The following is an 11,431-nucleotide window of genomic DNA, read 5'->3' as shown; positions in this document are numbered from 1 at the left end:
GGAGATGCTGTTGGCACCGCCGGCATTCGGGTGATCGCGGTCGTAATTCAGGGTGTAGCTGTACGTCACCACGCCGGTGGCCGGGTCGTAACCGGTGATGGTCAGCGTGCTGCCGTGCCAGGTGCCGGTCGATTGCGGGAAGCCGGCGGCCACGCCAGCGGTGACCACGGCGATGCCGCCCACGGTCAGGGTTTGCAGGCCATCCGGCGCGTTGACGGTGAAGGTGCCGGTCTGGGTCAGGGACGGGGCATCGGGGTCGGTGCCGTAGGTGAGGTTTTTTTCGTAGACGGTCAGTTCGCCGCACTCTACGTCGAGGCCGTTGAGGGTGACCGGGGTGTTATGGATGTTCAGCACCAGCGTCGCGGTGCTGGTGTCACCGTCGGCATCAGTCAGGGTGTAGTTGAAAGTCTCGGTGCCGATGCCATCGCCGTGCAAGGCGTTGAAATCGGCATCGCTGGTGTTGAGGGTGTAGGTGTAAGTGCCGTTGGCATTCAGCACCAAAGTGCCGTAAGTCCCGGTGAACGTGCCCGCCGTAATCGGCCCGCTATCCGGCCCGGTCGGCACGCGATCCGCGCCTTGCACGTCGTTGGTCAGGACGTTGCCTTCGAGCGTCAGGTGCGTTGGCGTGGCGGTACTGGCGTTGCTGTCATCGACTGCTTTAGGCACGTCATCGACGATGTCGACCTTGATCGTGCTGGTCACGGTGTTACCCAGGGAATCGGTGGCCTGATAGGTGAAGGTTTCGCTCAGGGTGTTGGCGCCGTTATCCGCGTGCGGCGTGGTGCTGGCCGGCGAAGTCAGGGTGTAGGTGTATGTGCCGTTGGGGTTGAGCAGGATCTGGCCGTACGCCCCCTGGTCGCTGCCAACCAGCGCATAGGTGATTGCGCCGGTGGCGCCGGTGACCGAGCCGACCAAGGTGCCGCTGGCGGTTTCGCCGGTGTGGCCCGGTTGGCTCCCGGTGACGGTGCCAGCGGCCAGGTCCTGGCCATCCTTGCTCAGATCCAGCGCTTTTTCGTAGACCGTCACGTCGTTGTCGCTGACCGCTTTGATGCAACTGTTGTTGACGTCGATGGTGATGGTGGTGGTGCTTTCGTCACCATCGTTATCGCGCAGGGTGTAGGTGAACACGTCGGTCGCGCCGGGGCCGTTCACACTGTTCGGGTAGCTGTGGTATTCGGCGTTGCCTTGGGCGTCCAGGGTCAGGTAACCGTAGGTGCCGTTGATCTGGGTGTTGAGCCCGCCGTTCACCGGGGTCGACGTGTCCGAGCCGGCGCGCACGCCAACCACGCCACCGCCGACCAAGGGACCATCGGCGCCGGCAACGTCGTTCCACAAGACGTTGCCGCTGACGACACCACCCTCCGTCACCGACGTAGCATCGGGATTGGCGTTCGGCGTGTCATCGATGATGTTGACGTTGATCTGGCCCGTCGCGGTGCTGCCGTCCTTATCGGTGGCGACGACGTCGAAGTTCTCGGCGATGCTGTTGGCACCGCCGGCATTCGGGTGATCTCGGTCGTAATTCAGGGTGTAGCTGTAGGTCACCACGCCGGTGGCCGGGTCGTAACCGGTGATGGTCAGCGTGCTGCCGTGCCAGGTGCCGGTCGACTGCGGAAAGCCGGCGGCCACGCCAGCGGTGACCACGGCGATCCCACCCACGGTCAGGGTTTGCAGGCCATCCGGCGCGTTGACGGTGAAGGTGCCGGTCTGGGTCAGGGACGGGGCATCGGGGTCGGTGCCGTAGGTGAGGTTTTTTTCGTTGACGGTCAGTTCGCCACCCTCTACGTCGAGGCCGTTGAGGGTGACGGGATGGTCCGGCGTTTCAGGATCATTCGGAACATCCGGGGTATCAGCATCAATCGGCGCCGCAGCCGCCGCATTGCCGCCGTTATCCGGATCACCGGCCAGACGCTCCAGGGGAAATTCAGGAATACCGTTGAAGCCTGCGGTCGGGAAACCGATGGTTGGATCGACACGCCCGGCCACTTCTTCCAGCAGCACAAAACTGTGACCGCCCCCTGACTCACCACCGGGTGCGCCCGATGTCCCCGGACCCGCCGCCGTGGCTTCCGCTGTCTGGGTCGGGTCATCACCCGCCGCGATGGCTTTTTGCACGCGCTCGACGTCGGACAGTTGCGCCTGAGTCGGCGTCGCCGCGTCAGCCGTTTCCACATGGGGCACCTGATGCGCGAGCAACTGCGAATTCATTTGCAGGCTGCTGCCACGCCCGAGGGTCAGTTCCTGGCCATTTTGCAAATGCACCGCCACCGCGCCTTCGGCACCGGTGACCAGTTGATCGCCGGCAAACAGCCTGTCCCCCTCGATCAACGCACGTCGGGTGCCGTCGCTCGCTACCGCGAACACCTGACCAATGACCTTGCTGACGATACCGATGAGCGTTGCCATGTGCATTTCCTCCGCTGCCAACTGCTGTCGGCATCCTGTTGATTGCGAAGAACGTGCTCATGGCGTGAGCGGGTTATCGACGGATCGTCTACCGGGCTGCGGCGTGCCTGATCAAACCGCTGCCCTGGCGACTTTCTCGCCAAGCAAGTCGCTCGTGGGCCAAGTGTTCCGATTCGGTATAAACCCAATGCAATCAATTACATCGAGACTCCGTCGCGAAACAACCTTACCGACAAGCAATGCGTAACAGTTCTGAACCAGCAAGTGACAAAAAACCGTCACTTTAAAAACTGTTGCGCGTCCCTCCCCTCCAGCACTTCTTCGCCCCACATCGATAAGTGGATTGAACTTTTCCAACCCCTCAAGAAGCTCCCTAAGGCTCGTAAATCAAGGGCTTTCCGAGTGAACAATGTGCTGGATTTTTCAGAGCGCATAAGTTTTTTTCGACATAACAATTATGAAAAAAACTTCTAAGGTTCGTTTGAGAATGTTCTTAGCTCTGATGTTACAAGTGTGAAACAGATTTACCTATAAATGTCGTCAAATATTTGGCGACTGATAAGCACCATCAGGATTTCAGGGAGAAGTATCCATGCGCCGATTGACCCCCGTTTGCAGTGCGATTCTATTGGCCATGGCCTGCACTTCTCAGGCTCAAGCCATGTCGCTGACCGAGGCGATCCAGAGCACCATCGCCACCCACCCGGAACTCGCCTCGCGTGTAGACAGCCGCCTGTCGGCAGATGAGGACGTGAAAGTTGCCAAGGGCGGTTTTTATCCCTCTGTTGATCTGAATGCTGCGTACGGGCGCGGGTACAGCGACAACACCAACACCCGCGCCTTCGGCAATCACCACACCGAAATCCTGAACTACACGCAATCGGAACTGCGCCTGCGGCAGATGCTCTTCGATGGTTTCAACACGTCCAACGAAGTCGAGCGCACCAAAGGCGTGGTCAACTCCCGGGCCTATTACGCCCAGGGCACGGCGCAGGACCTGGCATTGCGCACCATCGAGGTCTATCTCGAAGTGCTCAAGCGCCGCGAACTGGTGACCCTGGCCAAGAACAACCTGCAGGCGCACTTGCGGGTCAACGACCAGATCGGCCTGCGTACCCAGCGCGGCATCGGCAGCAACGCCGACGCCGATCAATCCGTGGCGCGTCGGGCACTCGCGGAGAACAACCTCGATACCGCCGAAGTCGATCTGGCCGATGCCGAAGCGAATTTCTACGCGGTCACCGGGCGCATGCCCGATGAACTGGAAACGCTGCCGTCGATTCGCGGCGAATTGCCGGCCACGATCCGGGATGCCCAGCAGAGCATGGTCGACAACAACCCGTACCTGAAATCGGCCCAGGCCGATGTGCAATCGGCCGAGAGCCAGTACGAAGTCGCCAAGTCGCCGTTCTACCCTCGCTTCGACGCTGAAGCCGCGGTGGGGGCGAATAACAACATCGCCGGTGAAGAAGGCCACGACAACGAATGGCGCGTCGGCGTCGTGATGAACTACAACCTGTTCCGCGGCGGCAGCGACAAGGCACGCCTGGCCTCCGACGCGCACAAGATCAACCAGGCGATGGACATCCGCAACAACGCTCTGCGCCAGCTCAACGAGAACATTCATCTGGCCTGGAACGCCATGGTCAATGCCCGGAAACAGACCCCCACCGCCCGCGAATACGCCGAAACCACCACCCGTGTGCGGGCGGCGTACCAGGACCAGTTCGGCCTCGGCCAACGGACCCTGCTCGACGTGCTCGACAGCGAAAACGAACTCTACAACGCCAACCGCCGCTACACCGAAGTGCGCTACACCGAGGAATATTCGATGTACCGCGTGCTGGCGAACATGGGCCAGTTGCTGAGCAAACAACGGGTGGTGCTGCCCGCCGATGCGATCGCCCGGACCGAAGTGAAGAACGAAGCCCGTCTGCCTGAACTGAAATGAAGTTACCCCCTGCAGGAGCTGCCGCAGGCTGCGATCTTTTGATCTTGATCTTGATCTTCAAAGGCAAAATCAAAAGATCGCAGCCTGCGGCAGCTCCTACAGTGAGATGTGTATCCACGGTTCAACGGGAGCGATCAATGTGACCAGCATGGAACCCGGCAACATCGGTGTCGATCCGCGGCTGAGCTTCGATGACCCGCTTCTGGACGGTCTGCTGATCCTCTGCAAACTCCACGGCGCGACGGTCAGTCGCGCCAGCCTGAGTGCCGGGCTGCCAATGGCACACCAACGCCTGAGCCTGGACCTGCTGCCGCGTGCAGCGGCCCGGGCGAGTTTGCAGGCGCGGCTTTTACGCCGTGACCTGGACGACATTTCCGCGCTCAACCTGCCCGTGATGCTGATCCTCAATAACGGCCGCAGCGCCATCCTGCGTCGCTTCGGCGATGACGGCCGCTTGCTGATCCTGCCGAGTGAAGCCGACGGTGGCGAGCAGTGGGTCAGCCGCGAAGAACTCTCCGAAAACTACAGCGGCCAGGCCTTGTTCGCCCGGCCACGGCATGAACTCGAAGACTTGCGTTCGCCGCTGGTGCCGCGTGTGGAGGCATGGTTCCGCGACACCTTGAAGCTGTCGAAATGGCTGTACAGCGATGCGATCCTGGCGAGTTTACTGATCAACCTGCTGGGGCTGATGGTGCCGCTGTTCGTGATGCAGACTTACGACCGGGTGGTGCCGAACCAGGCCACGTCCACCTTGTGGGTGCTGTCGATCGGCTTGCTGATCGGCACCGGTTTCGAGCTGGCGCTGCGGGTGGTTCGCGCGCACTTGCTGGACACCGCCGGGAGGAAAACCGACGTGATCCTGTCCGCGACCCTGTTCGAACGCATCACCGGCATGTCGATGAAAGCACGCCCGGCAACCATCGGCGGTTTTGCCCAGAGCATTCATGACTTTCAGGGCCTGCGCGAATTCCTCACTGCCGTCACGCTGACCAGCCTGATCGACCTGCCGTTCGCCGTGCTGATGCTGGTGGTGATCGGCCTGCTGGGTGGCTGGCTGGTGGTGATTCCGTTGCTGGCGTTTCCGCTCACCATCCTGTTCGCGATGGTGATTCAAGTGCGCCTGCGCGACACCGTCCAAAAAAGCCTGGCCCTCGGCGCCGAACGCCAGGCCCTGCTGATCGAAACCCTCGGCGGCCTGGAAACCCTCAAGGCCTGCAGCGCCGAAAGCGAGCGCCAGCACACATGGGAAAGCACCCACGGCGCCCTCACCCGCCTCGACAGCCACGCGCGCAACCTCTCGGCGCTGGCCACCAACGGCACGCTGTTCATCCAGCAGTTCTCCGGCATGGCGACCATCGTCGCCGGGGTCTACAGCATCATCGCCGGCAACCTCAGCGTCGGCGCGCTGGTGGCGACCTACATGCTCGGCAGTCGCGTACTCGCGCCGCTGGGACAGATCGCCGGGCTGATCACCCGCTACCAGCAAGCGCAACTGACCATGAAAAGCACCGATGCGCTGATGGCTCTTCCGCAAGAGCGCGACGCGAAACAGCGACCACTGGAACGCACGCAACTGCAAGGCGCACTCGACGTCAGCGGCGTGACCTTTCACTACAACGGCCAGAACGCACCAGCGCTGGCCAACATCAGTTTCAGCCTGAAACCCGGTGAACGGGTCGGCATCATCGGGCGCAGCGGCTCAGGCAAAAGCACCCTGGGGCGCCTGATCATGGGTTTCTACGAACCGGAGGAAGGCCAGTTGCTGCTCGATGGCCTGGACCTGCGGCAACTGGACGTCGCCGACCTGCGCCAACAGATCGGTTACGTCGCCCACGACCTGCCGCTGCTGGCCGGCAGCCTGCGCGACAATCTGACCCTCGGCGCGCGTTACATCAGCGATGCGCGGATGCTGGAAGTGGCTGAACTGACCGGTGTGACCGAGTTGGCCCGTCAACATCCGCAAGGCTTTGACCGGCCTGTCGGCGAACGCGGGCAGTTGTTGTCCGGCGGTCAGCGTCAGGCGGTGTTGCTGGCGCGAGCCTTGTTGCTCGACCCGCCGATCATGTTGCTCGACGAACCCACCAGCGCCATGGACAACAGCAGCGAAGATGTCCTGCGGCAAAAACTTCACGGTTGGGTCCAGGGTAAAACCTTGCTGCTGGTGACTCACCGCACCTCGATGCTCAGCCTGGTGGATCGGCTGGTGGTGCTGGACAACGGGCGGATCGTCGCCGACGGTCCGAAAGAAGCGGTCATTGATGCACTGCGCAAGGGCCGTGTCGGCTCTGCGGCTGTTTAGGAGTCCGCTCATGTCTTCGTCTCAAAGCTCACGCGGCTACTTCGACAGCTTCAGCAAAAGCGCCGAAAGCGAGTTCATGCCGGAAATCGCCAGCGCGTCATTGCAGGATTCTCCGCGCTGGTCGCGGATCACGGTCTGGCTCGCTGCGGCGTTGATCATCAGCGCCGTGGTCTGGGCCAAGTTCGCCGTGTTGCAGGAAGTCACCATGGGCGAAGGCAAGGCGATTCCGTCGAGCAAGGTTCAGGTGATCCAGAATCTGGAAGGCGGCATCGTCACCGAGATCTTCGTGCGCGAAGGGCAAATGGTGAACAAGGGCGACACGCTGCTGCGCCTGGATGACACGCGGTTTCTGTCGAACAAGGGTGAAAGCGAGGCGGATCGTTATGCGTTGACCGCGCAGGTCGAACGCCTGTCCGCCGAGGCCGAGGGTCGGCCGTTCAAGTTGTCGCCGGAGGTGATCGCCAAGGCCCCGCAAGTAGCCGAGGATGAGCGCGCGCTGTACGAACAACGGCAACGTCGCCTGGCCAGCGAGCAGCGCACGCTGACCGAACAACTGCGGCAGAAAACCCAGGAACTGGCAGAGTTTCGCTCGAAACAGGGTCAGTACAGTTCCAGCCTGGCGCTGCTGCAACAAGAGATGAACATGTCCGCGCCGCTGGTGGGGACCGGGGCGGTTTCACCGGTGGAAATCCTGCGACTCAAACGCAGCGCAGTGGAGATCCGCGGCTCGCTGAACGCCACGACACTGGCAATTCCCCGCGCCGAATCGGCGATCAACGAGATCAAAAGCAAGATCGACGAATCGGAACAATCCTTTCGCTCGGACGCGGCGAAAGAGCTCAATGAGAAACGTACCGACCTGTCGAAAATCACCGCATCGAGCATCGCCATCGATGACCGCGTGAGCCGCACGACGGTGGTGTCGCCGGTGCACGGGATCATCAAGGCGCTGAAGGTCAACACCATCGGCGGCGTGGTCCAGCCGGGCAGCGACATGGTGGAAATCGTGCCCATCGAGGACAACCTGCTGATCGAAGCCAAGGTGCGGCCGCAGGACGTGGCGTTCCTGCATCCGGGGCAGAAAGCGATGGTCAAGTTCAGTGCGTACGACTACACGATTTATGGTGGGTTGAGTGCAAAGCTGGAGTTGATTGGCGCGGACACGACTACGGATGACAAGGGCAACAGTTTTTATCTGATTCAGGTGCGGACCGATAAAAATCACTTGGGTGGGGATGTGAAACCACTGCTGATTATTCCGGGGATGGTGGCGACGGTGGATATCATTACCGGGGAGAAAAGTGTGCTGGATTATCTGCTGAAGCCGGTGCTTAAGGCCCGGACTGAGGCGATGCGGGAGCGGTAGTCTGGATCCGGAGTTTTTGGTGATTGTTCGACCGCTTTCGCGAGCAAGCCCGCTCCCACATTCGACCATATTTCTTCTGGAAGAACTCGGTCGAATGTGGGAGCTACCACCTCATTTCTTCCGGAAGAACTCGGTCGAATGTGGGAGCGGGCTTGCTCGCGAAGAGGCGCTCACTGACACCGACTATTGCGGACCATGGTTGCGCTGGAAGGTCTCCTCCCCCATCGCCGCAATCTGCCCCTCGATCAACGCCTCGAACGGTTTCAACAACGGCTCGAAACTGACAGGCGCTTCCAGCGTTTGCAATGCCTGCACAATCGCCTCCACCGTCGACAACGCCCCCGGTCCCGGCGCCTTGCGCAAGCGATACCGCGACACGCCGCCATCCACCAAGGTCACTCGGGGTAACGCCGCCAGCAGCGGATTGAGGTGCAGCATCTTGCGTGCCTTGCGCCAGGTACCGTCCGGAACGACCAGCAACAACGGCTTATCGTTCGCCGTGTACGCCTGCAGCGGCCGCGCCTCCTCACCCGGAAACAACAACCGGGCCTGATAGCCCGGCTGATTCAACAGCGCCGGCAAATCCTCGAACACCTCACCCACAATCAACTCGGCATTCTTCAACCCCAACGCCGCCAGCCTTGCAGTGTTCAGCGCATGGTTCACTTCGCTCGGATGTTGCAGCAGCAACACCCGAGTGCGGCTGTCGAGGCTCGGGATCAGGGGGCACAGGCAATGAGTCTGCGGGCGCAGGCATCGCGGGCATTGGATTCTGGACATGTTCTCAAGCCTGATTCAGTTGTGCTTTGAGCAAATCGCGGAAGGTCTGGATCAACGGTTCGCGGCTGCGTCCCCGGCGCACGATCATCGAGAACGGCGCCTGATAACCAAAAGTCGCCGGCAGCAACACGCGCAAGTCACCCTTGTCCGCCCAGGCCTGGGCGTAGTGCTCCGGCAGGTAGCCGATGTAGGCGCCGGACAGCACCAGGATCAGTTGCGCCTCCATACTTTCCACGGTCGCAGCACTGTGTTTGAAGCCGTGGCGCGCCAGTTCAGCCTGGCTCCAGTAACCGCGGCCCACCATGCGCTGCTGGGTGATGACTTGCTCGGGGATGCGCCGCTCGGTGAACAGCGGATGGCGGCTGCTGCAATACAACCAGTGCTGTTCGCGGTACAGCGGCATGTAGACCAGCCCGCTCATGCGCGTGGAAAACGCGCCGATGGCCAGGTCGAGGCGGTTGTCCTGCACGCCGAGTTGCAGTTCGTATGGGCTCATCACCGAGAGGTGCAAATGCACCGCCGGGTGTTCCTGACTGTACGCGCCGATGGCCTCGGCGAAAGGCAAGGCCTTGTCGCTGACGGTGGAGTCAATGACGCCGAGGTTCAGCGTGCCGCGCAACTCGCCCTTCAGGGCCGCCGCGTATTGCTCGAAACCTTCGAGTTCGCCGAGCAGGCGCAGGGTTTCCTGATGGAACAATTCGCCTTTGCTGGTCAGGCTGAAACCGCCACGACCTCGATGGCACAGCACCAGGCCAAGGGCCGCTTCGAGCTGGCTCATGTAGGTGCTGATCGCCGAGGTCGAGAGGTTGAGTTCTTGCTGCGCGTTGGCGAACCCCTGATGACGGACCACGCTGACGAAGATGCGTAACAGTTTCAGGTCGGGTAAAGCGTTGGCCATGAGGGGGCTCCGTAGCGTGTTCATTGAGTCCGCGTTGTCTGATGGGCGGTTGCTGTGTAACCGATCGCCAGCAAGCCGGCTCCTACAGGTTTTTGTTGCGCCGGGCCGGGTAGGAGCCGGCTTGCTGGCGATCGGCCCGCCCAGACAACGTATCTCTCAAGCCGGGAAGTCTATCTCCCTGCTCGCCATTAGTTTAGAAAAATCTGAACTAAGTATTTGCCCGTAGCGATTCTTCCCCGCCACTACATTTCGCAGAATCGTCCCCTAACGGTGCCCTATCCTCCCTGGACCGGCGCAGCCGACATAAATAAAACAACGACGATGAGGCCCTACCCGTGGACAAGATTCTTCACCAACCACTGGGCGGCAACGAAATGCCGCGCTTCGGCGGCATCGCCACCATGCTCCGACTCCCCCATGTACCGACCGCTGCCGGCCTGGACGCTGCCTTCGTTGGCGTGCCGCTGGACATCGGTACTTCGCTGCGTCCCGGCACCCGTTTCGGGCCGCGTGATATCCGCGCCGAATCCGTGATGATCCGTCCGTACAACATGGCCACCGGTGCAGCGCCGTTCGACTCGCTGTCGGTTGCCGACATCGGCGACGTGGCAATCAACACCTTCAACCTGCTGGATGCCGTACGGATCATCGAAGAGTCCTACCACAAAATCCTCGAACACGATGTGATCCCCCTGACCCTCGGCGGCGACCACACCATCACCCTGCCGATCCTGCGTGCCATCCACAAGAAGCATGGCAAGGTCGGCCTGGTGCACATCGACGCCCACGCCGATGTAAACGATCACATGTTCGGCGAGAAGATCGCCCATGGCACCACCTTCCGCCGCGCCGTCGAAGAAGGCCTTCTGGACCCGGACCGTGTCGTGCAAATCGGTCTGCGCGCCCAGGGCTACACCGCTGACGACTTCAACTGGAGCCGTAACCAGGGCTTCCGTGTGGTTCAGGCCGAAGAGTGCTGGCACAAATCCCTGGCACCGCTGATGGCCGAAATTCGCGAGAAAGTCGGCGGCGGTCCGGTGTACCTGAGTTTTGACATCGATGGCATCGACCCGGCCTGGGCGCCTGGCACCGGCACCCCGGAAATCGGTGGTCTGACGACCATTCAGGCGATCGAGATCGTTCGCGGCTGCCAAGGCCTCGACCTGGTCGGTTGCGATCTGGTAGAAGTCTCACCCGCTTACGACACCACCGGCAACACCTCGCTGCTGGCCGCCAACCTGCTGTACGAAATGCTCTGCGTACTGCCTGGCGTGGTCCACCGCTGAGGATTGGCCGTGAGCGAACGTGATCAGGTACTCAAGGCCGCTGCCAATCTGGTAGCCGCCTTCGCCCGTAATGATCGCGAAGCCTACTTCGGTGCGTTCAGCACCGACGCGAGCTTCGTGTTCTACACCCTCGAACAGCCCCTGCTGTCGCGCGATGCCTATCAGGCGTTGTGGGACACCTGGCGCTCGGAGGATGGCTTCGAAGTGCTGTCGTGCACCTCGAGCAACGCTTTCGTCAGCCTGCAGGGCGACGTAGCGATCTTCATCCATGACGTGGCCACCGAGCTGCGCATGCAAGGGGAGCAACACTTCAGCCAGGAACGCGAGACGATTGTTTTCAAGAAACAAGCGTCTGGCCAAGAACAACAAGGCCTATGGCTGGCCTGCCACGAACATTTGTCCGCGATGCCGGAAGGGCTGCCAACCCCTTAGCCAAACAGGTGAC

General features: G+C 61.4%; 8 protein-coding genes. 5 read left to right on the top strand and 3 right to left on the bottom strand.

Annotated elements, in window-relative coordinates; all coding sequences use genetic code 11:
* Positions 1 to 2,406, bottom strand: a 2,406-nt coding sequence (locus tag PMI01S_RS28415; RefSeq protein WP_139811125.1) for a retention module-containing protein, incomplete at its 3' end; no start/stop codon positions are given.
* 592 nt (positions 2,407 to 2,998) lie between these two features.
* Between PMI01S_RS28415 and PMI01S_RS28410 the strand changes: the two genes are divergently transcribed.
* From PMI01S_RS28410 to PMI01S_RS28400, 3 genes are all read left to right on the top strand, one after another.
* Positions 2,999 to 4,357, top strand: a complete 1,359-nt coding sequence (locus tag PMI01S_RS28410) for a TolC family outer membrane protein (RefSeq protein WP_084323396.1) — start codon at positions 2,999 to 3,001, stop codon at positions 4,355 to 4,357.
* A 139-nt stretch (positions 4,358 to 4,496) separates the two neighbouring features.
* Positions 4,497 to 6,656: a type I secretion system permease/ATPase gene (locus PMI01S_RS28405; RefSeq protein WP_084323395.1), complete on the top strand. Its 2,160-nt coding sequence runs from the start codon at positions 4,497 to 4,499 to the stop codon at positions 6,654 to 6,656.
* A 10-nt stretch (positions 6,657 to 6,666) separates the two neighbouring features.
* Positions 6,667 to 8,022, top strand: coding sequence for an HlyD family type I secretion periplasmic adaptor subunit (locus tag PMI01S_RS28400; protein ID WP_084323394.1), 1,356 nt, complete (start codon positions 6,667 to 6,669; stop codon positions 8,020 to 8,022).
* A 183-nt stretch (positions 8,023 to 8,205) separates the two neighbouring features.
* On the opposite strand, the gene PMI01S_RS28395 is transcribed toward PMI01S_RS28400, so the two are convergent.
* On the bottom strand, positions 8,206 to 8,802 hold the full coding sequence (locus PMI01S_RS28395) for a tRNA-uridine aminocarboxypropyltransferase (RefSeq protein WP_084323393.1): 597 nt from the start codon (positions 8,800 to 8,802) through the stop codon (positions 8,206 to 8,208).
* A gap of 4 nt (positions 8,803 to 8,806) precedes the next feature.
* On the bottom strand, positions 8,807 to 9,700 hold the full coding sequence (locus tag PMI01S_RS28390; protein ID WP_007945995.1) for a LysR family transcriptional regulator: 894 nt from the start codon (positions 9,698 to 9,700) through the stop codon (positions 8,807 to 8,809).
* Positions 9,701 to 10,035: 335 nt separating this feature from the next.
* Between PMI01S_RS28390 and speB the strand changes: the two genes are divergently transcribed.
* A complete protein-coding gene (speB, locus tag PMI01S_RS28385; RefSeq protein ID WP_084323392.1) occupies positions 10,036 to 10,986 on the top strand; it encodes an agmatinase in 951 nt (316 codons plus the stop codon).
* Positions 10,987 to 10,995: 9 nt separating this feature from the next.
* Positions 10,996 to 11,418: a YybH family protein gene (locus PMI01S_RS28380; RefSeq protein WP_084323391.1), complete on the top strand. Its 423-nt coding sequence runs from the start codon at positions 10,996 to 10,998 to the stop codon at positions 11,416 to 11,418.
* Positions 11,419 to 11,431: the final 13 nt, after the last annotated feature.

The sequence above is a fragment of the Pseudomonas migulae NBRC 103157 genome, from assembly GCF_002091715.1.
GTDB classification, from domain to species: domain Bacteria; phylum Pseudomonadota; class Gammaproteobacteria; order Pseudomonadales; family Pseudomonadaceae; genus Aquipseudomonas; species Aquipseudomonas migulae_A.
Note: the sequence above shows the minus strand (reverse complement) of the source record. Positions and strands in the feature narration are given on the sequence as shown.